Source organism: Corynebacterium phocae (assembly GCF_008693075.1).
Taxonomy (GTDB): domain Bacteria; phylum Actinomycetota; class Actinomycetes; order Mycobacteriales; family Mycobacteriaceae; genus Corynebacterium; species Corynebacterium phocae.
In genome coordinates this window covers 21714-45769 of sequence record NZ_VXKJ01000044.1, presented here as the reverse complement: position 1 = coordinate 45769, position 24056 = coordinate 21714, and the positions used below count along the sequence as shown (strand labels likewise).

The window sequence follows — 24056 nt, the reverse complement described above, 5'->3', positions numbered from 1 at the left end:
GAGTAAGTTACCGCCGACATAAAAACATAACACAACAAAATAAAGCAAACAGCAAAGAGCCTAGACAAACGTCTAGGCTCTTTCTGCGTTTTCACACCCAAAAACACCCCCAACCAACGGCGGAAAAACCTGCGGTTTAAGGAATTAAGCCTCAACCAATTTCGACTACCGTTGCAGGAAGAAATCGGCCCTCGCGATCCTACTTAGGGGAGGGAAATCCTTTGCAGGGTCATTTGGTGATGGGGATCGAATAATTTGTAGTATTTACAAAGGCCAGAATTTGCCGGTGGCATCGTTGTATTGAAGCCACGAAAACTCGCCCTGCTTCCAGGCAGTGTTGTGAGGGTAGGCTGTATGCCCTGGAGCCTTTTTAGCCGTTAGAAATCCCCCGTATCTCACGTCCAGCGCGCTGTCGCCGCGCAGCTGCTGAAGAAGCTCCATCATGTGGACGGTTTCGGGACGCAGGCCCCGGTTTGATTCGTCAGCGTCGCGAACGTATTCGTGCCCTTTGTTACCCCAGATAGGGATGATATCGATACCTCTCTCGCCTTTTGAGGCATCGACTGTCGCTTTAATTAAGTCAATTACTAGGCGGGCGTTGTCCTCTCTGAGCGACTTCCGATCCGCATAGTCTTCTAGTTTTACCTTCTTACCGGTCGGGTTGATGATTGGAGTCAGGTTCACCATTGTGACACGACTTGGCGTTATCCCAGCGTCGCTAAGGAGGTCCTTATAGTGAACAGGTCGTCCACCTGCGGGGAGGCCAAGCGCAGATCTCACGTTATCGATCGTGGGATCTGTTTCCACGCCTGCCCACTCCCGAGCCTTTGAAGGATTTTGGCCGATAAGAAAAAGAGCTCTCCGAGAATCGTCTGCAACATCGTCATCTGGGAGACCCAGGAGTTCGCGTGGTGCAGTTAAGAACCAACGGCAATGGGGAACTGATTTATCATCCTTGTTGACCCATTCGGGTAGGTCGTAGTCTGGGTCAGCGAAATAGGCCTGGTCGGCGGTTTCGTCCGTCTCGTCCTTCAACCTCTTCCTGAAGTTCTCCAGGGCCGCTTGGTGGTTGAATTGTCCGGAGTTCAAGAGCTGTCCTTACTGTAGATACTAAAATTGATGAGGCTTTACAATGCCACCATCAGTGAACTTTATTTTATAGTACCAAAAGGTCGAACCGCGTTGCCTTGATGTCGTTGAGTCGCTTGCGGGCGCGGTCTAGCTTGTGCCATTGCTCGGAGGGGATGGCGTTGCGGGCAATCTTTACTACTTCTTGGTCGGGTGTGCCCCAGGCGATGGGCATGGGGGTTATTTGGTCCCAGTGCTCGGAGTTTTTGGAGGTGCGCTGCCCGGAGACGGCGGCTACGGGGATTTTGGTCCCCACGGTGCGCTCGGTGAGTCCGGGAATGTTGGACACGGTGCGCAGGGAGGCCGCCCAGCGCGGTGGCAGGGTGGGGTCAACGTTGGTGTTGACTAGGGCCATGAGGACCACGTCCGTCTCGTTAACTTCGGCGATAACGGCGGGCGCTAGGGGGTAGCGGTCGTAGAGCTGCTGGGCGGTGCCCACTTTCTTGGCCGCTAGGAAGCCAACTACCGCCACGAGCGCGCCAAACAAGCCAAAGCCTAAGCCCAAGGTGAAGGCCCAAGCCGCCTCGACAGTGAAGAAGATGGTTACGCCGATGATAATGAGGATTAGCCCCAGGATTAGTCCGGAGTTGCGCAGACGTTTGGAGTCGCGCAGGAGCTCATTGTTGTTTTGAGCAAACTGTTCATCGACGCTGAATTTGAAAATCTTCATACTTTACAAGTCTACTGCGTCTACTAGGCGGTATGCATATCCTTGTTCGGCCAGGAAGCGCTGGCGGTGGACTGCGTATTCAGCATCGATGGTATCCCGGGTGACCAGTGTGTAGAAGGTTGCTTCCCGGCCGTCCGCTTTGGGGCGCAGTAGCCGGCCCAGGCGTTGGGCTTCTTCCTGGCGGGAGCCGAAGGTACCAGAGACTTGGATCGCCAGGGCGGCCTCCGGCAGGTCGATGGAGAAGTTGGCCACCTTGGAGACCACTAACACTTCGATGTTGCCTTCGCGGAAGGCTTGGAAGAGCTTCTGCCTTTTGGCGTTGGAGGTCTTGCCGTGGATGACTTCAGTGCCCAACCTGGCGGCTATGTCTTCTAGTTGGTCCACGTATCCGCCAATGATGAGCGCTTGCTGGCCGGGGTGTTTGGCTAGGATTTTTTCCACGGCGGGGAACTTGGCAGCCGCGCAGGCGGCTAAGCGGTAGCGGTCGCGGCTCTCAGCGGTGGCGTAGACCATGCGTTCTGATGCCGTTAAGTCCACGCGCACCTCCACGCAGTCCGCCGTAGCAATGAAGCCCTGGGACTCCAGTTCTTTCCAGGGGGCGTCGTAGCGTTTGGGCCCAATGAGGGAGAATACGTCGCCCTCCATGCCGTCTTCGCGTACCAGGGTGGCGGTAAGTCCCAGGCGGCGGCGTGACTGGAGGTCGGAGGTCATACGGAACACGGGCGCGGGCAGGAGGTGGACCTCGTCGTAGATGATAAGCCCCCAGTCGCGGGAGTCAAAAAGCTCCAGCGCCCGGTATTCGCCCTTGGTTTTGCGGGTGACTACCTGGTAGGTGGCTATGGTCACGGGTTTGATTTCTTTTTTCTCCCCGGAGTATTCGCCAATCTCATTTTCTGTCAAGGTGGTGCGCCGCAGCAGCTCGTCGCGCCACTGGCGCCCGGCCACGGTGTTGGTCACCAGGATAAGTGTGGTGGCCTTGGCTTTGGCCATGGCTGCCGCGCCCACAATTGTCTTGCCCGCGCCGCAGGGAAGCACCACCACGCCGGAGCCGCCGGACCAGAAGGAATCCCGCGCGTATTCCTGGTAGTCGCGGATGGCCCAGCCGTCCTGGACAAGTTCGATGGGGTGGGATTCCCCGTCCACGTACCCGGCTAGGTCCTCGGCCGGCCAGCCGGCTTTGAGTAGTTCTTGCTTGAGACGGCCGCGCTCTGAAGGGGGTACGGCAAAGGAGTTGTCATCAATGCGCGCGCCCAGCATGCCGGATATTTTCTTGTGGCGGCGCAGCTCCTCCAAGATGGGGACCTCCGCTGATTCCAGCACCAAACCGTGCGCGGGGTGGGATAAAATCCGCACGCGCCCAAACCTGGACATGGTCTCCGCAACGTCAATGAGCAGTGCCTGGGGCACGGGGAAGCGGGAATACCTTTCCAACACGTCTACCAGGGATTCAGCATCAAAACCGGCGGCGCGGGCATTCCACAGTGCTAGCGGGGTGATCCGGTAGGTATGTACGTGCTCCGGGGCGCGCTCTAGCTCTGCAAACGGTGCCAGGGCGGCGCGGGCCTCACCGGCAAATTCGTGGTCAACTTCGAGCAGGACTGTTTTATCCGACTGGACAATGAGGGGACCGTTCATTCCTCCTAGGCTAGCCGGACATCGCGGATTCGCGGAACCGGGATGCGCACTGTAGTGCCGTTGTTAGATAGTGCGTCTACTTGTCCGCCGGACACGCTCAGCGGGGTGAGGCCAAGTTCCTTGGTGCGGCCTTCCTTATCCGCATAGCTGAGCACCACGGGGTGCCGGGAGCGTGCGGCGGCGCGCAGGGTTTCCAGAGGGGTTTGGGACGCGGCGGGCACGGGGGCATCGGCGGTAGTGAGCAGGGCCGCAGCTGCCTGTTCGCTGTCGATGCCCTCCGCGCGGCGCGCCCCAGTAACCTTCGGCGTTGGCAGCAGTGCGGGTTCGGGCGTGACCGTAATAGTGGCGCCTTGCTCATCCTCAGCGGCAGGGGAGAAGCCAGCCTCCCGGAGTTTGGCCAGCAGTTGACCTAAGTGGACCGAGCTCACCGCTACCGTGGGGGCCAGCAAGCGCAGTTCGCTGACCACGGCTACCGCCTGGGCCAGCAGTGCTTCATCACCGCACCTGAGGTACGACAGCGCGGGGCCGGCGCGCAGCGCCCCGTGACCGCGCGCGACATCAGCCACCAAAAAGCCTATTCCCTGCGGCAGCTCACCTAGGTTGTGCTCGCTTAGGAAAGTAGTGATTTCCGCTGCGGTGAGACCTGAGTCCAGGCCCCGCCGAATGGATTGGTGGCTCAACCGGTAAACACTGGCCAGGCCAGGGGATTCTACGTCCGCCAGCTTCTCCAGGGTGCGCAATACTGGCGTGTCCAGCGGACCCGGGGCTAGAACAGTCATGTCCGCCTGCGTGATGAAATGGCTGATTGCCTCCGGGATAGGACGGGAGTGGGTCAGCCGGCCCTGGGCCACTATTCCCAGCCACTGGGCCTGGGCATGCAGGTTTTCCACGGTGGCGGGTTGAGTATGGGTGGCAAACAGGGGGCGGGAAAAGCGGAGATCTTCCAAGAAATCCTCCGTGCTCAACGCGGCGGCCGAACCCCGGTAGATATCCACGATGGTGTCTTTGTAGCGGGGCAAGAAATCATGGCGGGTGGCGGGGTCTAGTGCCCGGGCGGACTCCCACGTAGCCCAGGGCGAGTGGAACCAAGCGCGTTGAAGCGCCTCCAAGCGGGCGGCCAGCGGGGCGTCCGCCCAATCGACTGAGGCTTGCGTGGGGGCGAGGAAGTTTCCCTCCGGCCCGCCGGTAGGCTCCCCGCGGCTAAGCAGCCGGGCGCTGTGGCCTAAACCGATCAGCGCGGCGGCGTCCAGTGTTCCTAGCTGCTTGTCAAGCGCCGCCACCTGGCGCACGCCCACTGACTTGTCCTTGAGCAACTCCACGGGGCGCTGGCCTAGAACCTCGATGAGCTGGCCCATCAGCCTAACTACTTCCAAGCCGGCGGCGGCGCCGGCTTCATCCGCCCGCTGGCAAGGCACCGGCGTGCCCTGGCGCCCCGACGCCGTGGCGGGGATAATGACCGGCTCCTGGCCGCGCAACACCGTGCGCACCGTCCGGGGCAGGCGGACCGTGGTGTGGTCCACGCGCTCTAGTAGCCCGGCCGCCAACAGCTGCGGGATGGGGCGGTGGGGTGGGGCGTCCGGGGCAGCGTCCCGGGTAGTGCCCAGGCCGGTTTCTTGCAGTGTTTCCAGTACGCGTTTGTGCTCCGGGGGCAGCTGCGCCAGCTCCTCAGGCGTAACCCGGCGTTGATTTTTTACACTAAAGCCCGTGGGCAGCGCGGAGATAACCGCGCCGGGTACCATCACTTTTCCGTCGCCAAAAATAAGCGCTTTGCTCTTTAGGCTCCGGCTGGCTGGGACATCTGAGACCTCCACCGGGGCCAGCTCCCCGCCGCGTTCGGCGATATCTTCCAGCTCTGCAATCTCCGCCGCGTTGACGCTGGCCAGTGCCCGGGTCACTGAGCTGCGCAGTGTCAGCCGGGTGGCCAGCGCGGAAAACCCCGCCGGCAGCGGAACCCCCGCGTCGGGGCGGTTTTCTAGGATGGTGGCCAGCTCCTCCTGGGAGCGCTTGGAGAGCCATTCGCCCAAATCTAGCGGGCCCAAGTTCGCGGAAGTTGCAAATGTCATAGTAGTTTCCAAGTTTAGTGCCTGAAATGAGTTACGTTTTGCTCCCGGGTTTGGCATAATGAGTTTTATGTCAAACGCAGAAATTCAGGGAATTAACCCCGCCTGGCCGGTAGATACCTCACGCGATCACATTGTTACTGAAATCGCCGCCCCTTTCCAGGGTGCCACTAGCCCTTACGGGGATGATTTGGTCTTGCCCATGCCGGCAGAAAAGACCGGTTACGTCCACCCCTATACCCGGATTAACCGCTAGTACTTACCTCTAACCACCACGGGCACCCTGCGGGGTGCCTTTTGTGCGTTTTCACCCCGGGGCTCAACTGGCGGTGGCCAGGCGGGGTGGGATTAATAGGGGGTAAGACAGCAAAAATCCGCCGGTGCGTGCAAAGGAGTGCAGACGCCGGCGGAAGGGCTAGTAGTGGGCAGGTTCTTTTTAGAGGTTGCCCTGGGCTAGGTTAAGGACGGTTTCAATGAAGCCGCGGTTGGCCAGCAAGAAGGCGTTGTAGTTCTCACGGTTAGCCATGTAGTGGGCCACAAATTCCGGCGGGACATTGAGTCCGTATGCTCCGGCCACGTGGATGGCAAGCGCAAACAGGTTGTCAGCTGCTAGTTTATCCGGAGTAGGGGCGTCTGGGTTTATCGCTCCTAGGGGATAAGGAGCGGGTACGGGAGGGACAAAGGCCGGCGCGGGAGCAGGCGCAGGCGCGGGCTCAGCAACGGGAGCTGGGGCCGGAGCGTCAACATTGCGGGGGGTGGGTGCGGAGTTCAGGCCCAGGCGTGCGGAACACGCAGGCCATGCGCCCCAACCCTGGCCGGCCAAGGTGCGCTCAGCGATAGCAATCTGCTGCTCGCGGGTAGCAAGGTTGGCGGTAGGGGCGTACTGGCCGCCACCGTATGCCTGCCAGGTGCCACGGGAGAACTGCAGGCCGCCGTGGTAGCCGTTGCCGGTGTTGATGGCCCAGTTTCCGCCGGACTCACACTGTGCAAGGCGGTCCCAGTCAGAATCTGGTGCGGCGTTGGCCGCAGGAACGGCAAGGGTAGCGGCGGCGCCAAAGCTCAAGGCGGTGGCGGCTAGCTTGGATGCGGTGGACTTCTTAGTAACTGAGTGGCGACCCATGTTAAATCTCTTTCCTCTCTATATCCCGCTTGTTTATTCAACGTGTTAAAGGTTGCGATTGTGCGGGGAGATGGTCCCGTGTCCGGCTGCAGGGAGAAACCTTTTTAAAGGGTGAAAGCGGGTGGCTTTCCCTGCGGTGTCCCAAGGCCACTGGTACTAGCTGGGCTTAGGGGTTTTAAGTGCGGACTAAAAGCGCTTGCAGGCGACCGTACCGCTTTATAACGAATTAGTCACGCTTGTGTCTCGGTCTAAATACGGGCGTTACTGATGGGACGTACGGTTTTTGCAATCTATGCAGGTAAGCGCCAAAATTCCAATTTACCCAATCTTATTGTTAGATAGGTCACACTTCTTGGCGTGTCGCGAGGATTTTAAGGGTTGCGCGGAGGTACCGCTAGCGGGCGGCTGTGCGCTAAACTGGGGTCTTTCCTTGTAGATAGAAAGTGGTGAGCCCTGTGCCAATTGGCAAAGTGAAATGGTATGACACGGACAAAGGCTTTGGCTTCGTTTCCAACCCGGGCGACCAGGACGTCTTTGTGGGCAAAAACGTCCTTCCTGAGGGCGTGGAAGAGCTTGTTCAGGGCCAGCGGATTGAGTTTGATTTCGCGGCCGGCCGCCGTGGCCCGCAGGCGCTGCGGATTAAAATCCTGGACACCCCGCGCCGGCGCACCCCCGCGCGCAAACCTGATGAGCTGGCCAGCGTCTTGTCAGACGTGATGACCGTGCTAGACACCCAGGTTCTACCCACACTGACCTCGGGGCACTACCCGGACCGCAAGACCGGCCGCCAGGTGGCAGAAATCCTTCGCGCCATAGCCAAAGACCTTGACGCCTAACTGCCCACAAGCCTGAGCGCCTGGGCTCCCAAGAGCCCAAGATCCTGAGCGCCTGGGCTCCCAAGAGCCCAAGATCCTGAGCGCCTGCGCCTCCAAGCGCCCGGTCCCCAGGCGTTCCAGCGGCGCTAGGGTATGGATAAAGCCACCGTTTCCTGTTCCGGAAGCGGTGGCTTTTGCGGCGGTGCCTTGAGGGGGCGTCGGTAGCTTGCCGGGCCTAGTTTCCTTGGGCCTTGGACTGCGCTAGCTCATCTTCGGTCATGGTTGATAATGACCACACGGTATTAACGGGGGTTTCCTCCCCGTTGTCATCGTGGCCAATGAGCAGTGCGGAGATTTCCACCAACTGAAGCTTCGGTTGCGTGCCGGTGGAGGCCTTGATGGGATCTACTGAGCCGGGGATTTCCACGTGGGTTGTTTCCCCCGCGCCGTGCAGGGTTTCGTCGTTAGCAGCGGGGTCGGTGTAGATGGTCAGAATCCGCCACTGGTGGCTGGCTAGTTCCTCCGGAACATCAATCTCTAAGGTCCCGCCGGCGTCCACGGTGAGGTTGGGCACGGTGCCCTCCGGGCACTGGGCGTCTAGTTCGCACACCATGTACGGCAGGACTTCTATGCTTTTGCCGCCGGCCGTGGCGGTAACCGACAGCTGCGCAGGCGGGGTGCCGGGGCGGGAATTAAACCACTTTTGAGCCAGCACCACCACCACTACGATGATGCAGACGGCAACCATGAGGGTCAGGATCTGGATAAGCGATTTGCGCTTAGCCTCTTTAACAGTAGCCATGGGTATTTATTCTACTTCCACGAAGCGGACGCGGTAGAGGTCGCTCCACAGCTTGCCGGTGAGGTAGAACTCCTCAGTGCCGGGGATATGGGCAATGCCGTTGAGGACCGCGTCTGGGTTTTCTTCTCCGGTGTTTTTCACGCCGGTGGAGGCGGAGGCATCGATAACGGCGGTGACTTTCCCGTCGGAGGGGTCAATGCGCAGGATATCGGTGGAGTACCAGACGTTGGCGTAGACCGCGCCGTCCACGCACTCGAGCTCGTTGAGCTTATCTACGGCCCGGCCTTCTAAGGTGACGTCCACGCGGGATTTCTCCGCGAAGGTTTCCGGGTCCAGGATGCGCAGGGTGGAGGTGCCATCGGAGAGCACCAGGTGGTTGTCCATGGCGCACAGTCCCCAGCCCTCACCGGGGTAGGTTGCCTCCCCAGTTGGTCGAAGCGTGGCGGCGTCGTATTTGAAGGCTTTGCCGGCTTTCCAGGACAACTGCCAGAGGCTGTTGTCATAGTGGGTGATACCTTCGCCAAAGATGTCTGCGGGAAGGTCGTGGCTGTGAATAACCTCCCCGGTTGCCGGGTTGCGCTGCAAGATGGTGGACTCGCCGTACAACCCAGTGCCCACCCACACGGTGCCGTCAGGTGCTACTTCCAGGCCTTGGGTGAAGTAGGTGGGGTCGGATTCAAGGCGTTCTATTACTTCAGCGCGCAGATGCTCAACGCCTAGGTGTGCGGGCGGAGTGTGCGCGGAGCAGGAAGAAAGTCCCAGGACTGAAGCGGCCGCTAGCACACTGGCACCGGCGGCCCGGAGTTCGCTGGCATAGGGGAAAGAAGAGAGACGAAGTTGCATGATTCCATCATGCACTAGCCGGGCGGTTAATATATAAGCCGTGCCCAAGAACATGAAGAACCCGTTACTGAGTGAAGCCGCTATTGAGTTGGCCCGTGACGTTGTTGCGGAGGTGGATGACAGCGGCGCCGGAAAGCATTTGGGAGTGGCCGTTTCCGGTAACAACGTGGTGACCCACCGCTTTGCAGCGCGCGTTCCGGGATACCCGGGCTGGGAGTGGCATGCGGTGTTGGCTCACGCGGACGGCTCTGTGGACGTTACGGTCAATGAGGTGGCCCTGGTGCCGGGCCGCAAGGCTTTGCAGGCCCCGGACTGGGTTCCGTATTCCCAGCGGCTGCGGCCGGAGGATTTGGGTCCGGGTGACCTCATGCCACCTGCTGCCGATGACCCCCGTTTGGACGCCGCCGGCCAGCTCACCGCCCACGGCGCTAAGGCCGCAAAAGACCGGTGGATGACCGGCAACCGCGGGCCGAACACGGAAATGGCAGCTAAGGCCCCCATGCAGTGCCGTACCTGTGCTTTCCAGGTGGCCCTGGGGGAGCCTCTGGGCCCGCACTTTGGGGTCTGTACCAACGAATACTCCGCTGACGGGGAAGTGGTGCACGCCACCTATGGTTGCGGGGCGCACTCAAAGGTCAAGGTGGCTGAGGAAGGTACGGCGGAAATCACACCGTTCGATGATGAAAAACCCGTGTTTTAATTTGGTTTTTATGGCCCCTATAGACCAGGCTTAGAAGGTAATTATCCTCCCTGGCACTGAGTAAAGGGGCTGCCACAGCGATGAACGCTGCTCTCGACCGTTATTTCCATATCTCCGAACGTGGTTCCACCGTGGGAACCGAAGTCCGCGCCGGCGTGGTGACATTTTTCGCCATGGCCTATATCATCCTCCTCAATCCTCTCATTGTGGGCACGTCTGAGGACGTCAACGGCTACGCCCTGGGTATTCCCCAGGTAGCGGCCGCCACTGCACTAATCGCGGGTATCATGACCATCGCCTTCGGCGCGATTGCTAAATACCCGTTCGCCCTGGCCGCCGGCCTGGGTATGAACACCTTCGTGGCCGTGACTATGGTCTCTGTCAAAGGATTGTCCTGGCAAGAAGCCATGGGCCTGGTGGTCATTGAAGGCCTCATCATCGTGGCGTTGGCCTTGTCTGGTTTCCGCCAGGCGGTTTTTGATGCCATCCCGGCGTCAATGAAGGCCGCCATGGGCGTGGGTATCGGCATGTTTATTGCCATCATCGGGTTTGTTGACGGCGGCTTTGTCACCCGCGTTCCGGACTCCGCCATGACCCCGGTCCCGGTGGGGTTGGGCATTAATGGCTCGATTGCCACGCTGCCTGCCCTCATCTTTGTGATTGGTTTGGTGCTGTGCGCCTTCATGGTGGTGCGCAACGTCCCCGGTGGCCTATTCATCGCGATTGTTATCACCACCATCTTGGCGCTGATCTGCCAGGCAATTTTTGGCTCCGCGGACTGGGGCATGGCCACGCCGGAGCTGCCTAGCATTCTGGGCAGCATGCCCGACCTTTCCATTGTGGGCCACATCAGCTTGCTGGGCGCGTTTACCCGCCTGGGTGTACTAGCCACCGTGTTGTTGATTTTCACGCTGCTGCTGACCAACTTCTTTGACGCCATGGGCACCATGAACGCCTTGGGTAAGCAGGCTGGGCTCGAGGATGAGACCGGCAAGTTGCCCAACCTGAAGACCGCCCTGGTAATTGAGGGCGTGGGTGCTGTGGCCGGCGGTGCGGGCTCGGTGTCGTCCAACACCGTTTATGTGGACTCCGCTGCGGGTATTGGGGACGGCGCGCGCACCGGCCTGGCTAACATCGTGACCGGCATCATCTTCCTGGCCGCCATGTTTTTCACCCCGCTGTATGAGATTGTGCCCATTGAGGCGGCTGCTCCCGTCCTAGTTGTAGTGGGAGCCATGATGGCCTCCCAGCTCAAACTCATCGAGTGGGACCGGATTGAGATGGCCATCCCGGCCTTCCTGACCATCGTGGTCATGCCGTTTACCTATTCCATTGCCAACGGCATTGGGATTGGTTTCATTGCTTTTACCTTGATGTACATCTTCACTGGCCGCGCCAAGGAAATCCACTGGATTATGTGGACCGTGGCCGGGCTGTTTGTGCTGTACTTTGGCATGGAGCCAATCATGGCCGCTATTGGCTAAGATGTGGGGGTGAAAACCTTTATTTCTGATCCCCTAGACCCGCGCCTGGATGATATCCGCGACTTGAACAAGTCGGATAAGTCCGGGGCGGGTTTTGTCATTGCCGAAGGCCCGTTGGGCGTAGACCGTATGCTGGAATCTCCCTACCGGGTGCGCTGCATAGTGGGCTTTGCCTCCAAGATTGAGCCTTACCTGGATTGTGGGGTTCCGGTGTTTGAGGTTACCCGGGAGACGCTGGCGCAGGTGGCGGGTTTTGATATGCACCGGGGTCTGGTGGCGGCCGCGGACCGAACGGCGGCGTGGTCGGTGGCGGACGTCCTGGACGGCGCGCGGACCCTGGTCATAATGGAAGGCGTGGGGGACCATGAAAACATCGGCGCTATTTTCCGCAACGCCGCTGGCATGGACGTGGACGGGGTTTTGCTGGGGCAGGGCACGGCAGACCCGCTCTACCGGCGCAGTGTGCGCGTATCCATGGGGCACGTCCTGCGCCTGCCCTGGGCCAAACTAGAAGGCGGTTACACCACCTGGCAGCGTTCCTTGGGGCAGGTGCGTGACGCCGGGTTCCGGCTGGTTTCGCTGACCCCGCACCCCGAAGCCGTGCATATCGCTGAAGCCATAGCCGGGGCAGAAAAAGTGGCCCTCCTCGTAGGCGGGGAAGGGCCGGGGCTTACCGAACACGCTATGCGGGCCACCGATGTCCGCGCCCGGATTCCCATGGCGGCGGGAACGGACTCGCTCAACGTGGCTACCTCGGCAGCTATTGCTTTCTACGAGCGCCAGCGCGCGCAGTTGTTCTAGCGGAACTTCTTAAAGGTGGACTTGGCCCAGGTGAAAGCCTTTTCGCCCACTAGTTTGCCCAGGTTAGCGGCTTGCTTGGCGGCGTCTGCGGCTGCTTCCTGGATGGAGGTTTCATCTTCTTCCTCCGGATTCTCGTAGTCGTCGTAGTCACCGTTGCCAGGGCCCACGCCCAGCTTCGAGGCGGCTTCCTTGGTGGCCTCCTGCGCCGTCTTGGGCTTTTTAACCTCTGGTTGCGCCACCTTGGGCTCCGGGCGGCCATCCACGGCGTAGCCCACCACGTCAAGGTCCGGGCCCTGGGCGTTGACGTCCACGCCCAGCCAATGCTTTTCCGCTGCGGCCATGAGCTCTAGCGGGTCGAAGGGCAGACCAATACCCGGGGTGGACTCGCCTTCTTCCAGCGCGTGCTCCCCGGCCCAGAAAGGGCCTTCGAAGGTCTCTGGCAGGCCCTCATCTTCGAAGAATTTAGTGTGAGTGCTGCACAGGGAGCGCTTGAGCTCGTAGTTGTGCCAGTGAGCTATGCCCGCGTACCCCTCCTCCTCATTGGAGGCGAAGGCATAAATATCGGTGGCGTCAATAGCGCGAAGCAGTAAGGGGGAGAGCTTGGATAGGGTCAGGGCGTCGTCCATGATGACGGTCTGCACCACGGTGATATCCGGGTATCCGCCAATGTAGAACTCACCGACGTCCGCCTTGGCAGAGCGGTTGAGCGGGAACTGCCCAATGGGCGTGACGGGGAAGGCGGGGTTGAGCTGCGCTAAGTATTTACGCCCGAAGCCGCGGTCGGCTTTTGGTGCGGAGGTAAGGACCTCCGCCGGGTTGTCGGTGTTGACGTACCACAGGGTTAATACGGCGCGTGAGATATTCATGGGCAATTGCCTGCTCCTTGGGAGAATTAACGTTAGTTGAGAATTTTTTAGGCTACAAAACTCATTTTAGGCGAAAAATTACCTAAGAGCGTGGACGCTTGGTGCTGGCGCGTACCCCTAGGAGCACGTCTTCCCACGCTGGGGTCACGGCCTTGCGGCGGCGTTTGACGGGTTTCGCCTCCGGCTCTGGGTGTTGCAGGAAGTCCTGGTCCCCGTCTGCAGTGTTCCCGGGTTCTGCGTTGGCGTCTGCCTTCTTGGGTTCTGTGACCCCGCCGCCGTCCCCGGCATCCCCAGCCTTGCTGCGGTTGCGGTCGTGGAGTGAGGACACGCTGGAGGTCTCTCCAGCGGTGTCGTGTGAATCCTCGCGCGCGTCGAGGGCCTCGAAACGGCGGGCACCGGCGGTGTCGGCGCGCTTGCCCACTGAGGTCAGTGTGCGGACCGGCTGGACAAAATCCGGGTCCGTGAGGTCAGCCGCTACGGTGTTACGGGCTTCCAGAACGTCCGGGGAGGTAGCCGATTGCTTCAACGTCCACAAGGCTTCATTGGTGCTCAATCCGGCTTTCCAGGTCACGCGGATGGTCCAGGGCTCCCCTTTGACCCGGTAGGCGTCCCACGTGGCGTCCGCCAGGGAGTGCCCGCGCGCGGCAAAAGAGGTGGCCAGGATTTCAAAAATGGTGAGCTTGGCCGGGCCGTCCTCCCGAACGGGGTGGGCCTGCTTGGACAGCTCCGCTATCCGCTCGCGTTCCAGTATCACGGGGTGGGCGAACGGCTCTACGCGAGATTCCGCTACGCCCATGGATTCCGCTAATTCCGCGACCGTGGCGCCGGCCCGGATCCGGTTTTGGATCTCCGGCGGGCGCATAGACAGCACGTCTGTCTTGGGGCGTGCGGCAACGGCCGCCGGCTGTGGGGCGGGCTTTGGTTCTTCCTTTTCCGCAGGCTCTGGCTGCGGGGCGGTCAGGGTTGCCCGGGTCTTGTCATCCAGGGCGGTGAGGTCAACGAAGAATTCTTCATTATCTTCGGTCCGCAGCACTAGGGATGATGGGTTTGACTCGTGGTTGACCACGAACAGCTCGCGCATGGGAAAGACTCCTTCGGTGACGCCTAAACTTGTCGCGGAAAGCTTGTGATTTCCGCGACTTATTAGGTTCCACCTTAGCCCAGGGCTGTGCTTTATGTGGTTGAGACCGCGCCGGAGTCGAGGACAAAATCAATAGCCTGGGTAAGCTTTTCCACATCTTCAGTGTCAATGGCTGGGAACATGCCCACGCGCAGCTGGTTGCGGCCCAGTTTGCGGTAGGGCTCAATGTCTACGATCCCTTCCGCGCGCAGAATCTTGGCGATACCGGCGGCGTCCACCCCGTCCGCAAAGTCCACGGTTCCCACTACCAGGGACCGCGCCGCTGGATCGCTCACGAAGGGCTGGACCTCGGGGCGGTTGTCCGCCCAGTTGTACAAGGCTGCGGCATTGGCGCTGGTGCGTGCGACCATGCCGTCTAGGCCGCCGTTGTCGTTCATCCACTCCACCTGGTTATGCAGCATGAGCAGCGACGCTACGGCTGGGGTGTTGTAGGTCTGGTTCTTGCGCGAGTTATCCACTGCGGTCTGCAGATCGAAAAACGCGGGGATAAAGCGGTCGGAGGCAGCAATCTTCGCAATGCGTTCGATAGCGCGCGGGGACATGGCTGCAAGCCACAGGCCGCCGTCGGAAGCGAAGCACTTCTGGGGGGAGAAGTAGTAAACATCGGTCTGGCTGATATCAACGGGCAGGCCGCCGGCGCCGGAGGTGGCATCAATGACCACCAGGGCGTCGGTGTCCGGGCGGGTGACTTCAGCCATGGCGCCGGTGGACGTTTCGTTGTGCGCCCAGGCCACTACGTCTGCGCCGCTAAGGTCTAACTCCGTGGGGGAGGGGGCGGTGCCCACCGGGGCGGTGGTGATGTTGGGCTGCTGCAGCCAGGGGGCCTTGGCGGAGGCCTGCGCGAATTTAGAGGAGAACTCGCCGAAGCTCAAGTGAGCGGATTTTTCCTCGATGAGCCCAAAAGTGGCGGCGTCCCAGAAGGCCGTTGCACCGCCTAACGAGAGGACAACTTCGTAGCCCTCCGGGAGCTGGAAGAGTTGGCTCAAGCCCTCGCGGATACCCCCCACCACGTTTTTGACAGCTGGCTGCCGGTGCGAGGTGCCCATAATGTCTAGGGCGTGGTCGGAGATGGCGGCGATTTGGGATTCGCGGATTTTGGACGGGCCGCAGCCAAACCTTCCGTCAGCGGGGTGGAGTTCTACAGGAAATTTCATTTGATGGGTGCTCATACACAGTCACTTTATCTTCCTGCGAACAAGTTTCCTATTGACTGTTAGAAATAGTTTAAGTTCTCACGTTTTTGGTTTTCTGTATGACTTATCACAATTAATGGTAAGGTGGGAGCAGAGTTACCCGGCGTTCGCGCATAAGTTGCAACAGTGTAACCCGCAATCGTTTGGTGACAACAATTGTCTAGAAAGGATTAACTCGTGGCTTCAGAAGAAAACAAGGTCGTACTCCATTACCCAGGTGGGGAGTATGAGATGGACATCAAGCAATCCACCGAAGGTGACTCCGGTTTTGATATCTCCAAGCTCCGCAACGAAACCGGTCTGGTCACTTTTGACCCCGGATATGCATCCACTGGTTCTACCGAGTCCAAGCTGACTTTCATCAACGGTGAGGAAGGCATCCTCCGCCACCGCGGATATGACATCGCTGACCTGGCAAACAACGCCACCTTCAATGAGGTGTCTTACCTCCTCATCAAGGGTCACCTACCTAACCAAGAAGAACTTTCGGCCTTCAATGATGAAATCCGCCACCACACGCTGTTGGATGAGGATTTCAAGTCGCAGTTCTCCATCTTCCCGCGCGACGCGCACCCCATGGCAGTGCTGGCATCCTCGGTCAACATTTTGTCCACTTACTACCAGGATCAGCTAGATCCTCTGGATGAGGCGCAACTTGACCGCGCTACCGTTCGCCTGCTGGCCAAGGTGCCAATGTTGGCAGCCTACGCCTACCGTGCTTCCCGCGGTAAGCCTTATATGTACCCAGACAACTCCCTCAACGCGCGTGAGAACTTCCTGCGCATGATGTTCGGTTACCCAACCGAGGACTATGAGGTTGACCCGGTAGTTGCTAAGGCTCTGGACAAGCTGCTGATTCTCCACGCTGACCACGAGCAGAACTGCTCCACCTCCACCGTGCGCATGATTGGTTCCGCCCAGGCAAACATGTTCGTTGCCGTCGCCGGCGGCATTAACGCCCTTTCCGGCCCGCTGCACGGCGGCGCTAACCAGGCTGTGCTGGAGATGTTGGATGACATCCAGACCAACAACGGGGGTGACGCTACCGACTTCATGAACCGCGTGAAGAACAAGGAAAAGGGCGTCCGCCTGATGGGCTTCGGCCACCGCGTGTACAAGAACTACGACCCACGCGCGGCCATTGTCAAGGAGACCGCCCATGAGATCCTTGAGCATCTGGGCGGTGACCCAATGCTTGACTTGGCCATGGAGCTGGAAAAGATTGCGCTGGAGGACGACTACTTCGTATCCCGCAAGCTGTATCCGAACGTGGACTTCTACACCGGCCTCATCTACCGCGCCATGGGCTTCCCGACGGAATTCTTCACCGCCTTGTTTGCCATCGGCCGCCTTCCCGGCTGGATTGCTCAGTACCGTGAGCAGCTAGAAATCAACACCAAGATCAACCGTCCTCGCCAGATTTACACCGGTGAGACCCAACGTAATGTGGTACCTCGCAGCGAGCGATAAATTCGTTCGATAGTGTAAAACCGCACTGATTGCCCTATAATGGGTGGCAGTGCGGTTTTCTTTGCCCTGGTCTACGCTTCGGGTGTAGGCCATCTGGACGGAAAACCGCTTTTTGTTATCTAACTCCCAAGGAGATTATCCCATGGAAAAGCCTGTTATTGAAGCGCAATCTGGCCCGGCTCCGACCGATCTTGTCATCGAAGACATCATCGTTGGTGACGGTGCGAAAGCCCAGCAGGGCGGTGTAGTTGAGGTTCATTACGTTGGCGCTGACTATGAGACAAATCAGGAATTTGATTCCTCGTGGGACCGTGGCCAAGCCATTGAGTTCCCGCTGTCCGGCCTCATCGCTGGTTGGCAAGAGGGCATTCCGGGTATGAAGGTTGGCGGCCGCCGCCAGCTGACCATTCCCCCGGAAAAAGCGTACGGTCCGGTGGGTGGAAGCCATCCACTTGCTGGCCGCACATTGGTTTTTGTGATTGACCTCATTCGCGCCTAGTTTTTTAAATAAGCGCGTTTTTAAAAGCCCCGGTTTCCCGGCAGGGAATCCGGGGCTTTTGTCTACCCCCATCCGGCTGACGGCTTACCCGGCCCGCCGCCTTCCGGGCATGGTGGTTCAGATTCACCGCACCAAGGGGGAAACGGGGTACTGCGTAGCGGTGTAGCCCGATTTTGGGCACAATGGGGCTATGACTAATTTTGCGGTTCCTTCCGTTACCTTCAACGATGATCGAGAAATGCCCTTACTTGGCCTTGGCACGTACAAGATGCAGGGCAAGGAGTGCGAGCGCGCGGTTCGCGAGGCCATTGAGCTTGGCTACCGCAAATTTGATACCGCCACGCTCTATGACAATGAGGAGGCGGTGGGAAAGGCTCTCACAGATGCTTTTGCAGCCGGTGACGTGGACCGCGATGAGGTTTTTGTGACCACCAAGGTCTGGCACACCCACCACGGTGAGGAGGGAACCACTCAGGCCTTCCAGGAATCCATGGGAAAGCTGGGCTTGGATTATCTGGACCTCTACCTCATCCACTGGCCGTACCCGCAGGGCGGGCGGTACGTGGAAACCTTCGAGCAGATGGCTAAGTTGCAGGGCATGGGCCAGATTGCCTCCATCGGTGTGGCCAACTTTTATGAAGAAACTCTCGAAGACCTCATTACGAAGGTGGGGATAACCCCGGTACTCAACCAGGTGGAGCTGCACCCCGGTTTCACCCAGGCGGAGCTGCGCAAGTTCCACGCGGACCACGATGTTGTCACTGAAGCGTGGTCCCCGCTTGCCCGCGGGGTGGTCTTGGGCAACCCCGATATCCAGGATATCGCTGCAGAGGTTGGGGCCACTGCGGGCCAAGTGGTTCTCCGCCACCTGCTCAACCACGGGATTTCGGTCATTCCTAAGACTTCGCAACCGGAGCGCTTGAAAGAAAACCTGGAATCGGTCAACGTCGAGTTGAATGATGAGCACATGGCGCGCATTGACGCCCTAGACACCCGGAAGGGTTTCGGCCGTATGTTCCCGGATCCACGGCGCTTCCCGGACGTCTAAGCGGCGGTTCCGGCTATCGCCCCGGCACCTGGCCTGCAGGTGGCGGGGCTTGCTCGGTTTCGGCCCAACGCGCGCCGTTTGGGGGTAGTGCGGATGGGCTGGAAATCCCACTAAAAGGGGGTGATGGGGGTAGTGAAGGTATCAGATCCCAGTTTTAAACGGCGATCACTACAAAATTTCGATGTGAGCAGGGTAACTTAGAGGGCACTACAATTGTGATCCTCACCTCCGGGCGGGGATGGCAGCTTTCCCCAAAGGAGATTTTTAATGGCTAGTAAAGTCCCGCAGCCTAGGGTTCGCCGTGAACCCACGGCTGCAGAATTTAGTGCAATGCGCGAAAGCGCGCAGTTTCAGGAGCTTCGCGGAACTTACCGCAACTTCTCATTCCCCATGACGGTGGCATTCGCGTCCTGGTATCTCATCTACGTTCTGGCCGCAGTGTTTGCTCCCGGCTTCATGGCCATCAAGATTGGCGGCGGATTTAACGTAGGCCTACTGTTTGGCCTGCTGCAGTTTGTTACCACCTTTGCCATTACGTGGTTCTACGTGAAGTACGCCAACAAGAAAATCGAGCCGCAATCGGCCGCTATCCGTGAGCAGCTGGAGGGCTAGGACATGAACAACGTTAATCTCATTACTCTTGCTCAGGAAGAGGTTGTCAAGACCGGCAACCCAATCCTCAACATTTCAATCTTCATTGTCTTCCTGGTTGTCACCATGACCGTGGTTTTGCGTGCCGGCAAGACCACCAAGGAAGCCTCTGACTTCTACACCGGCGGCGGTGCCTTCTCCGGGCGTCAAAACGGCCTAGCTATCTCCGGTGACTACCTCTCCGCCGCGTCCTTCCTGGGTATCGTCGGCGCCGTGGCCATCAACGGCTACGACGGCTTCTTGTACTCCATCGGCTTCTTCGTGGCCTGGCTGGTAGCCCTCATGCTGGTGGCTGAGCCACTGCGTAACGTGGGCCGCTTCACCATGGCTGACGTGTTGTCTTTCCGCCTGAAGCAAAAGCCCGTCCGCGTGGCAGCCGCCATTGCAACCCTGTTCGTGTCGCTGTTCTACCTCGTGGCTCAGATGGCCGGTGCCGGTTCCCTGGTGTCCGTGCTGATGAACATCCACGACTTCTTCTGGCAGGCAGTAGTGGTTGGCGTGGTCGGCGTCATCATGATCGTCTACGTTTTGGTTGGCGGCATGAAGGGCACCACCTACGTGCAGATGATTAAGGCAGTTCTGCTGGTGACCGGCGTTCTGGCCATGTCCATCCTGACCTTCATCTCCATCAAGGGCGGCTTCAGCGACTTGTTCGACGCCGCCATTAGCATGCATGCCTCTTCCGCCCACCTGGCGGAGAAGGGCTATGAAGCCCAGGCCATCATGGAGCCAGGCCTGAAGTTTGGTAAGACCCTTACCACTAAGATTGACTTCATCTCCCTGGCCCTGACCCTGGTGCTTGGTACCGGTGGCTTGCCACACGTGCTGATGCGTTTCTACACCGTTCCTACCGCTACTGAGGCCCGCCGCTCCGTTACCTGGGCAATCGTTATCATTGGCGCTTTCTACCTGATGACCCTGGTTCTGGGCTACGGCGCAGCCGCACTGGTGGGCCCGGACCGGATTCTGGCCGCACCGGGTGGCGCTAACGCCGCCGCACCGCTGCTGGCTCTCGAGCTGGGTGGCTCCATCTTCATGGCGGTTATCTCCGCAGTGGCCTTTGCCACCGTTCTTGCCGTGGTGGCTGGTCTGGCCATTACCGCTTCTGCCTCCATTGCGCACGATGTCTACCACTCCGTTATCCGTAACGGCCAGTCCACCGAGGCTGAGCAGGTCCGCGTTTCCCACATCACCGTGGTTATCTTGGGCATCCTGGCCATCGTGCTGGGCATCCTGGCAATGACCCAGAACGTGGCGTTCCTGGTGTCCTTGGCCTTCGCTATCGCGGCATCGGCAAACCTGCCTACCATCCTGTACTCCCTGTACTGGCGCCGCTTCAACACCTACGGCGCGGTGGCCTCCATCTACACCGGCGTTATCTCCTGTCTGCTGCTGATCTTCTTCTCCCCGGCAGTCTCCGGAGCCCCGACCTCAATGTTCCCAGATGCTGACTGGCACCTGTTCCCGTTGAACTCCCCGGGCATTGTCTCCATTCCGCTGGCATTCCTGGTTGGCTACGTAGTCTCCCTGATTACGCCTCCGGACAACCTTGATCACCTCGCGGATGAGATGGAAGTTCGCTCCCTGACCGGCGTTGGTGTGGAAGCACCTGTCGATCACTAAGACCACCACTACTTAATGTCGCCGTACTTTTAACAAGTACGGTGACATTTTTATATGATTAACCGCGTGCTATCTTTCTTGCGTGTGACCCCGGCTGCGGCCTGCGCCCTTTTCCTGGTGGGCTGTTCTACGTCTTCGTCCTACCCAGTAGCGGAGACTACCGGAGTGGTCAATACTGCTGCCGTTCCCACTTTGACGGTGGAGGTCCCCGCCGGTCGCACGGCGGTAACTGAGCACCTCAAGGGACCGGTGGAACTCGTGGAGTCTAACGGCAGCGCGCAGCTGTCCTACATGAGGCTGAGCGACGGCATGCGCATGGCCACCGCCAACGAGCACACAGCCCGGCCGGCGCTGAGCATTATCAAGCTCTACATAGCCGCCTACGTGGTGGATGAGGGGGAGCTTGAGGACAAGTACTCGGCGGTGGAGATGATTACTAGCTCCAATGACGACCTCGCCGCAGCGCTCTTCGAGGCCTACCCCGAGTCCATTGGTGCCACCGCCGCCAAGTATGGCCTTAAGTCCACTAGAGCAGCCGATCGCTGGGGGCTCTCGGTGACCTCCACCTATGACGTGATGAGTTTCATCTCCCAGCTCCTGAAAGAAGATCCCCTGCACCCGGTCCTGGTGGCCATGGCTCAGTCGGACGCCTACGCCGCAGACGGCTACCCGCAGAATTACGGCACGGTCACGTTGAGCAACGTCTTGGGCAGTAAGTGGGGCTGGTCGAATGACAAGGACCTGCACGCCTCGGTGTCCTTCGGTAGGAACTTTGTGGTGGCCGCGGCCATCGAAGGCACAGCAGAGGAGCTCACGGATTTCGTGGCGAAGGAGGTCACGGTGGCCAACCTCCGCGCCGCTTCCAAGGCGCATGTCGCCCGCAGCAAGCAAAACAAGCCGGATGAGCCCTTCCGGCTGGAGAGCCCGGGGGTAACGCTGGAGCCCCAGCCGAGTCAGTCCACTTCCTCGGTAAACCGCGCGCGGGCCACAGAGTAGAGGCCGTAGAGCGCAAAGCCCACGCCCAGAATCACCAGCAGGCTTTGTCCCAGCGGCTGCGCGCCGATGACGCTAAACGCCGCGTCCAGCCCCGACGCCCGGTCCGCGTTTTCCGTGAACGCCGCCCAGATGACCAGGCCGCCCAGCACGCTGAAAGCTATGCCGCGCGCCAGGTACCCCACCACGGCCGCCGCCTTGAGGACCGCACCGGGGTGCTCGTCGAGGTCTTTCATGAACCTTCCGGTGGCACCCTTCACGAAGCTATACACGCCGATGCCCACTACCACCAGCCCCACCACCACAATCAGCAGGTTTCCTCCCGGGACGCCGAGTACCCAGGCAGTGACGGTGGTGGCTTGGGTGTCCTCGTCCAGGTGGCGGCCCAGCGCGAAGGTGGCGCTGGTCCAGCCGACGTAGAGGAACGCTATTCCCTTCGCGGCCATCTTCAGCTTGGCGAACCAGCCTTTTTCCAGCGGGCTAAATAGCACCCGCCACACGCCCAGCACTCCGGCGCAAGCGGCCATGACCAGAAGCAGGGCGCGGCCTGCCAGGGTCTCGGAAATCTGGGCCAGCGCACCCAGCTGGGAGGCGCGGTCATTCGACCCGAACGCCGAGGCAATGGCCAGCCAGCCGATGAGGATGTGTACCACGCCCGCGACCACGAATCCGGCGCGAACGACCCACTTCAGCGGCCCGATCTCGTGCGCCTTTGCCGACAGCCACTTTGACCACTGCGTAGCCTTCCGGGCCAGGCGGACAAGCCGCCCACTGACGTTGTCAGCTAAGGAGTAGAGATTCATCAGGCCATTGTTTCAAACCACTCCTTTAATTCCTAAATTCTCCTTATCGCTCGCGAGCCTGCCCACGTTGGTTAGACTTGGAACCCGTATCCCCAGCCCCTGCTCCCCGAAAGGCCCCATGCTTGAGATAGCTGAGTTCCTCATCGCCGGTGCCCTCATTGGCGTCGTGGTGGGCGCGCTGGGCGCGGGCGGCGGTATCCTGTCCCTTCCTGCACTATCCATCCTCATGGGGCTTAGTGCACAGCAGGCGTCCACGGGCTCTCTTATTGTGGTGGGACTAAGCTCGCTCGTGGCGCTTTTAACCCGCATGAAGTCCGGCACCATCTTGTGGCGGGAGGGTGCGGCCTTCGGATTGCTGGGCCTAGTGGGCGCGCAGCTGGGCGTGCGTGCCAGTTTCCTCGTCTCCGAGCGCGTCCTCATGACGGCCTTCGCGCTCCTGCTCTTGGCCGTCAGCGTGGCGACGCTAAAGGATAAGCACACCGCCCCCGCACCGGACCGCAGCCCCGCGAAGCACTACGCCGTCCTGGTCCTGGCATCCACCGCCACGGGCATGCTCACCGGCTTCTTCGGCGTGGGCGGCGGGTTTATCATTGTCCCCGCGCTGCTGTTTATTTTCCACACCACCATGCGCGAGGCCGCCGGTACCTCGGTTCTGGTCATGTTGATAGTTGCGATCGCCTCGCTCATCACCCGCCTGGACGGGGGAGTGAGCCTGCCGTGGTTGAGCGTGGGGCTGTTCGCCGTGGCGTCCATGGCAGGCGCGCTTCTAGGAAAGCCCATCTCCGAGCGTGTGCCGGAGCGCACCTTATCCCGAACCTTCGCTGGCATGCTGGTGGTCATTGCCATCATCACGCTCATTCGAACGTATGCCTGATATCTTCCTAGACCCCGGTTCTCGCGGTTGAGTGCAGTGGTGAGGCTATAGAAAAGCCAATGGAAGATTTTGGTGTCTAGCAGAAAGAAGAAACCATGAGCTCAACCAAGAAGATTGCTGAGGCCTTCGCCGCTACCTCCGTTGCTCTGACCGGAACCGTCACCGCCGCACCGGCCGCCTCCGCCCAGCAGGTACAGGGCGCGCAGGATCCGCTCAACCAGCTCAGCAGCATTGGTTTAGGCGTTCTCTTGAGTCTCTTAAGCCCCGGCCAGCAGGCCCCGGTACCCGCGCCTGCTCCGGCTCCCGCTCCTGCGCCTAACCGGGCTCCCGCGCCCGCACCCGCCCCGCAGCGCACCCCGGACTTGAAGGGCGCTGCCGTGCGCTCCCTAGACAAGATTAACGCCGAGCGCCGCCGTCTGGGACTCGTCCCGCTGCAGTGGGACGAGGTCAAGTACTCCGAGGCCCTCCGCGGGTCCCAGCACGTTTCCCGCACCGGCCACTTCGGTCACAATAAGTCCGGTTACTACTACTGGCACCTGGGCGAAAACCTGGCGGCCGGCCCCAACCCGGAGGCGCTCGTGGACATGTGGCTCAACGAGAAGTACAAGCCCGCAGGCCAGCGCGGACACTACGACTCCCTGATGCACCCGTCCCACCGCTACTACGGCATGGGCATCACCTCGATGGACCGCTACGGCTACGTGGGCACCGCCGTCCTAAGCGACCGCCCCGGCCCCGCGCCGGCCTGGCGGCGCTAAAAAGAAGAGCTAAAAAAGAAGACTGGCGAAGGCACCAGGCGCGGAAAGCAACGAGCAGAACGTGCCCTCAAAGTCCCAG

The 24056-nt window shown here is 60.1% G+C and carries 24 protein-coding genes; 13 read left to right on the top strand and 11 right to left on the bottom strand.

Going from position 1 to position 24056, the window contains the following annotated elements; genetic code table 11:
- Positions 1 to 264 precede the first annotated feature (264 nt).
- The 4 genes from F4V58_RS08750 to F4V58_RS08735 form a co-directional block, all read right to left on the bottom strand.
- Positions 265 to 1089 (bottom strand): hypothetical protein, encoded by an 825-nt coding sequence (locus F4V58_RS08750; protein ID WP_075735174.1) that lies wholly within the window; start codon positions 1087 to 1089, stop codon positions 265 to 267.
- A gap of 67 nt (positions 1090 to 1156) precedes the next feature.
- The gene (locus tag F4V58_RS08745) at positions 1157 to 1798 is read right to left on the bottom strand and encodes a DUF3239 domain-containing protein (protein ID WP_075735172.1); all 642 of its coding nucleotides are present in this window, start codon (positions 1796 to 1798) and stop codon (positions 1157 to 1159) included.
- 3 nt (positions 1799 to 1801) lie between these two features.
- The gene (locus tag F4V58_RS08740; protein ID WP_075735170.1) at positions 1802 to 3433 is read right to left on the bottom strand and encodes a DNA repair helicase XPB; all 1632 of its coding nucleotides are present in this window, start codon (positions 3431 to 3433) and stop codon (positions 1802 to 1804) included.
- Positions 3434 to 3438: 5 nt separating this feature from the next.
- On the bottom strand, positions 3439 to 5496 hold the full coding sequence (locus F4V58_RS08735; RefSeq protein WP_075735168.1) for a helicase-associated domain-containing protein: 2058 nt from the start codon (positions 5494 to 5496) through the stop codon (positions 3439 to 3441).
- A gap of 67 nt (positions 5497 to 5563) precedes the next feature.
- On the opposite strand from F4V58_RS08735, the gene F4V58_RS08730 reads away from it, so the two are divergent.
- A complete protein-coding gene (locus F4V58_RS08730; RefSeq protein WP_075735166.1) occupies positions 5564 to 5749 on the top strand; it encodes a hypothetical protein in 186 nt (61 codons plus the stop codon).
- A gap of 180 nt (positions 5750 to 5929) precedes the next feature.
- On the opposite strand, the gene F4V58_RS08725 is transcribed toward F4V58_RS08730, so the two are convergent.
- Entirely contained in the window at positions 5930 to 6613 is a 684-nt protein-coding gene (locus tag F4V58_RS08725; protein WP_075735164.1) for a resuscitation-promoting factor Rpf1 domain-containing protein, read from the bottom strand.
- Positions 6614 to 7068: 455 nt separating this feature from the next.
- Here F4V58_RS08725 and F4V58_RS08720 point away from each other — a divergent pair, with 455 nt between their 5' ends.
- Positions 7069 to 7449, top strand: a complete 381-nt coding sequence (locus tag F4V58_RS08720) for a cold-shock protein (RefSeq protein ID WP_075735161.1) — start codon at positions 7069 to 7071, stop codon at positions 7447 to 7449.
- Positions 7450 to 7663: 214 nt separating this feature from the next.
- Here F4V58_RS08720 and F4V58_RS08715 read toward each other — a convergent pair whose 3' ends face one another.
- Together F4V58_RS08715 and F4V58_RS08710 are read right to left on the bottom strand one after the other, a co-directional pair.
- Entirely contained in the window at positions 7664 to 8230 is a 567-nt protein-coding gene (locus F4V58_RS08715; protein WP_075735159.1) for a DUF2771 domain-containing protein, read from the bottom strand.
- Positions 8231 to 8236: 6 nt separating this feature from the next.
- The gene (locus F4V58_RS08710) at positions 8237 to 9073 is read right to left on the bottom strand and encodes a glutaminyl-peptide cyclotransferase (protein ID WP_075736653.1); all 837 of its coding nucleotides are present in this window, start codon (positions 9071 to 9073) and stop codon (positions 8237 to 8239) included.
- A 52-nt stretch (positions 9074 to 9125) separates the two neighbouring features.
- On the opposite strand from F4V58_RS08710, the gene F4V58_RS08705 reads away from it, so the two are divergent.
- The 3 genes from F4V58_RS08705 to F4V58_RS08695 all read left to right on the top strand — a co-directional run bounded on the left by F4V58_RS08705 (position 9126) and on the right by F4V58_RS08695 (position 12058).
- Complete coding sequence (locus F4V58_RS08705; protein WP_075735157.1) at positions 9126 to 9773, top strand: DUF3027 domain-containing protein; 648 nt, start codon at positions 9126 to 9128, stop codon at positions 9771 to 9773.
- An 80-nt stretch (positions 9774 to 9853) separates the two neighbouring features.
- Positions 9854 to 11257: an NCS2 family permease gene (locus F4V58_RS08700; protein ID WP_075735155.1), complete on the top strand. Its 1404-nt coding sequence runs from the start codon at positions 9854 to 9856 to the stop codon at positions 11255 to 11257.
- A 3-nt stretch (positions 11258 to 11260) separates the two neighbouring features.
- The gene (locus F4V58_RS08695) at positions 11261 to 12058 is read left to right on the top strand and encodes a TrmH family RNA methyltransferase (RefSeq protein WP_150385772.1); all 798 of its coding nucleotides are present in this window, start codon (positions 11261 to 11263) and stop codon (positions 12056 to 12058) included.
- Here F4V58_RS08695 and F4V58_RS08690 read toward each other — a convergent pair.
- From F4V58_RS08690 to serC, 3 genes are all read right to left on the bottom strand, one after another.
- A complete protein-coding gene (locus tag F4V58_RS08690; protein ID WP_075735151.1) occupies positions 12055 to 12924 on the bottom strand; it encodes a DUF6928 family protein in 870 nt (289 codons plus the stop codon). The genes F4V58_RS08695 and F4V58_RS08690 overlap by 4 nt on opposite strands.
- Positions 12925 to 13006: 82 nt before the next feature.
- On the bottom strand, positions 13007 to 14005 hold the full coding sequence (gene sepH, locus F4V58_RS08685; protein ID WP_075735149.1) for a septation protein SepH: 999 nt from the start codon (positions 14003 to 14005) through the stop codon (positions 13007 to 13009).
- A 92-nt stretch (positions 14006 to 14097) separates the two neighbouring features.
- Positions 14098 to 15234, bottom strand: coding sequence for a phosphoserine transaminase (serC, locus tag F4V58_RS08680; RefSeq protein ID WP_075735147.1), 1137 nt, complete (start codon positions 15232 to 15234; stop codon positions 14098 to 14100).
- A gap of 201 nt (positions 15235 to 15435) precedes the next feature.
- Here serC and F4V58_RS08675 point away from each other — a divergent pair, with 201 nt between their 5' ends.
- The 6 genes from F4V58_RS08675 to F4V58_RS08650 all read left to right on the top strand — a co-directional run bounded on the left by F4V58_RS08675 (position 15436) and on the right by F4V58_RS08650 (position 21545).
- Positions 15436 to 16728 (top strand): citrate synthase, encoded by a 1293-nt coding sequence (locus F4V58_RS08675; protein WP_075735145.1) that lies wholly within the window; start codon positions 15436 to 15438, stop codon positions 16726 to 16728.
- A gap of 142 nt (positions 16729 to 16870) precedes the next feature.
- A complete protein-coding gene (locus tag F4V58_RS08670) occupies positions 16871 to 17227 on the top strand; it encodes an FKBP-type peptidyl-prolyl cis-trans isomerase (RefSeq protein ID WP_075735143.1) in 357 nt (118 codons plus the stop codon).
- Between the two features lie 190 nt (positions 17228 to 17417).
- Positions 17418 to 18275, top strand: coding sequence for an aldo/keto reductase (locus F4V58_RS08665; protein ID WP_075735141.1), 858 nt, complete (start codon positions 17418 to 17420; stop codon positions 18273 to 18275).
- A 267-nt stretch (positions 18276 to 18542) separates the two neighbouring features.
- Positions 18543 to 18887 (top strand): DUF485 domain-containing protein, encoded by a 345-nt coding sequence (locus tag F4V58_RS08660; protein WP_075735139.1) that lies wholly within the window; start codon positions 18543 to 18545, stop codon positions 18885 to 18887.
- Positions 18888 to 18890: 3 nt separating this feature from the next.
- Positions 18891 to 20549, top strand: a complete 1659-nt coding sequence (locus F4V58_RS08655; RefSeq protein ID WP_075735137.1) for a solute symporter family protein — start codon at positions 18891 to 18893, stop codon at positions 20547 to 20549.
- Positions 20550 to 20603: 54 nt separating this feature from the next.
- Positions 20604 to 21545 carry a serine hydrolase gene (locus F4V58_RS08650; protein WP_075735135.1) on the top strand — a complete coding sequence of 314 codons (942 nt, stop codon included), beginning with the start codon at positions 20604 to 20606 and terminating at the stop codon, positions 21543 to 21545.
- Here the strand turns inward: F4V58_RS08650 and F4V58_RS08645 are convergent.
- Positions 21503 to 22345 carry a DUF1206 domain-containing protein gene (locus F4V58_RS08645; RefSeq protein ID WP_075735133.1) on the bottom strand — a complete coding sequence of 281 codons (843 nt, stop codon included), beginning with the start codon at positions 22343 to 22345 and terminating at the stop codon, positions 21503 to 21505. The two genes, F4V58_RS08650 and F4V58_RS08645, sit on opposite strands and share 43 nt — an antisense overlap.
- 118 nt (positions 22346 to 22463) lie before the next feature.
- Here F4V58_RS08645 and F4V58_RS08640 point away from each other — a divergent pair, with 118 nt between their 5' ends.
- Positions 22464 to 23219, top strand: a complete 756-nt coding sequence (locus F4V58_RS08640) for a sulfite exporter TauE/SafE family protein (RefSeq protein WP_075735131.1) — start codon at positions 22464 to 22466, stop codon at positions 23217 to 23219.
- Positions 23220 to 23314: 95 nt separating this feature from the next.
- On the top strand, positions 23315 to 23977 hold the full coding sequence (locus tag F4V58_RS08630; protein ID WP_075735129.1) for a CAP domain-containing protein: 663 nt from the start codon (positions 23315 to 23317) through the stop codon (positions 23975 to 23977).
- Positions 23978 to 24056 lie beyond the last annotated feature (79 nt).